The sequence below is a fragment of the Moorena sp. SIO3I6 genome, from assembly GCF_010672095.1.
Window position 1 is genome coordinate 1 of the sequence record NZ_JAAHHU010001053.1, and the last position, 1,736, is coordinate 1,736.

Annotated in this window: 2 protein-coding genes; both read right to left on the reverse strand. The window is 45.4% G+C overall.

What is annotated here, in order from left to right; all coding sequences use genetic code 11:
* Positions 1-956, reverse strand: a 956-nt coding sequence (locus tag F6K49_RS46010; RefSeq protein WP_293109044.1) for a DUF4335 domain-containing protein, incomplete at its 3' end; no start/stop codon positions are given.
* Positions 957-1,346: 390 nt separating this feature from the next.
* Positions 1,347-1,736, reverse strand: a 390-nt coding sequence (locus F6K49_RS46015; RefSeq protein ID WP_293109047.1) for a DUF3038 domain-containing protein, incomplete at its 5' end; no start/stop codon positions are given.

A 1,736-nucleotide genomic window follows, 5' to 3' on the forward strand; every position in this document is an offset into this window, starting at 1 on the left:
ACAATCTTGAGCATCGGACGTGAATTCGGGCGTGAAGCTATTGCTGGCGCAGTGCGTACTGGTGGTGGAGAGGGTGGCTTAACGGGAGGCGGTGGCGGAGTGCGTACTGGTGGAGAGGGTGGCTTAAGGGGAGGCGGTGGGGGTAACTTGGTTCCTGGGGACAGACGGGGTGGTACCGATGGAGTTGGGATGGGAGTGCTCGGTGCTGGGGGTACCTGGGAGATGGCTCGCTTTTTCCCAATCTTGCTGGAGTCTAATGCTGTTGTTGGGACTTCTGTGGTTAGTGTTTTCGCTTTCTCAACAGGCTGAGGTTTCTCAAGCAACTTAATCACTGCTGCTGTTACACCCACTGCCAACAGCATCGATGCTGCTGTACGCATCCAACCCGATGATTCTGGTTTCCAACTGGGCTGATTGAGTTTTGGTAGGGATACTACTTCAGCCGCATATTCATCCAAAGCGGTAGCTAAATCAAACAGCTGTGTAGCACTTAAATCAACCACTGACCCAGATTCTTCATTAGCCAGCTTACCCAGAAACAGGCTATGGCTCAGTAACCCTTTCGATTGCAGATGGATTGGCTGAGTTGGAACTGCTGTGGCATTTTCTGCCTGAGGGGTTGGAAGAGTTAGGACAGTCAAGGGAGTAACCTCAGCCGATCGCGTAGCGTGGCCTACGGCCTTAGAGTTTCCAGAGGCAACCAGTTGGTTTGGGGACGGCTCAAGGAAGTGCTGAACATAGCCATCTACCGCTTCATACAACACATCTAAATCTTCTGCGTTGCCTCGTAAGGTTACCTGTTGTTCTTCTGGCTTGCGGGGGTCATCAAAACGCAACTCAAACCGCAACTTCTTCACCACAGATTGTCCCACCCAGCGGGATAAGGGTGAGCGGTTTGCCCAAATTGATAGGGTACAGGTAGGAGGAGTGTAACGTCGTAGGACTATGTTGGTCATTGGTCATTATTTATTTATTAGTCATTTGTTAATTGTTAATTGTTAATTGTTAATCGTTAATCGTTAATCGTTTATTTCTATAGCATTTCCCAAGAAATCATAAAACCCAATACTGATTTATCATAACACCAAAAAATACTCTGCTCTCTTTCCTAATGTTCTCTGTTTACTGTTCCTATTCCGTTCTTTAATCAATTTTTCGCATATCAAATGAAAATGCTATAGCGTTTATCATAGCTATGAGGTACACATAATTTTTGACCATTTATGAGTTACCTACTCTCTACTCCCTACTCCCTATTCCCTATTCCCTACTCCCTACTTCCTAAAAACCAGGATTTTGTACCTCACCCAATTGATAAATGCTAGATAGTTTCCTGGATGCAATCCTTAAGATACTTTACCTAATAAGGCTAACCATAAACGCTGATGACCTTTTGCTCCACTATAGAAGAGTAATTTGATTAATAGTTTAAGAGCCAGTTGCTTTAGACTATCAGTTGATACCTTTTCTTCTTGGGTCATCCGTTCTCGGTAAGTGTTGTTAAAGTTGTCTAAATAATCTCCCAATAAAGCAGCACGATGAGGTTCACTGTTTTGTTGTGTCATTTGTTCGAGTAAAGCCACCGCACGACGGATTAGTTCTTGATGGTCTTTAGCCAAGTGACAGATGATTAAAACTAGCGATCGCGCTTCCTCCACATCCAGCTTTTTCCGTCCTCCTGAACTTTTGCGCAGGGGATTAGACTGACGCAGACGCCACAATGCTACTCGGTCTGT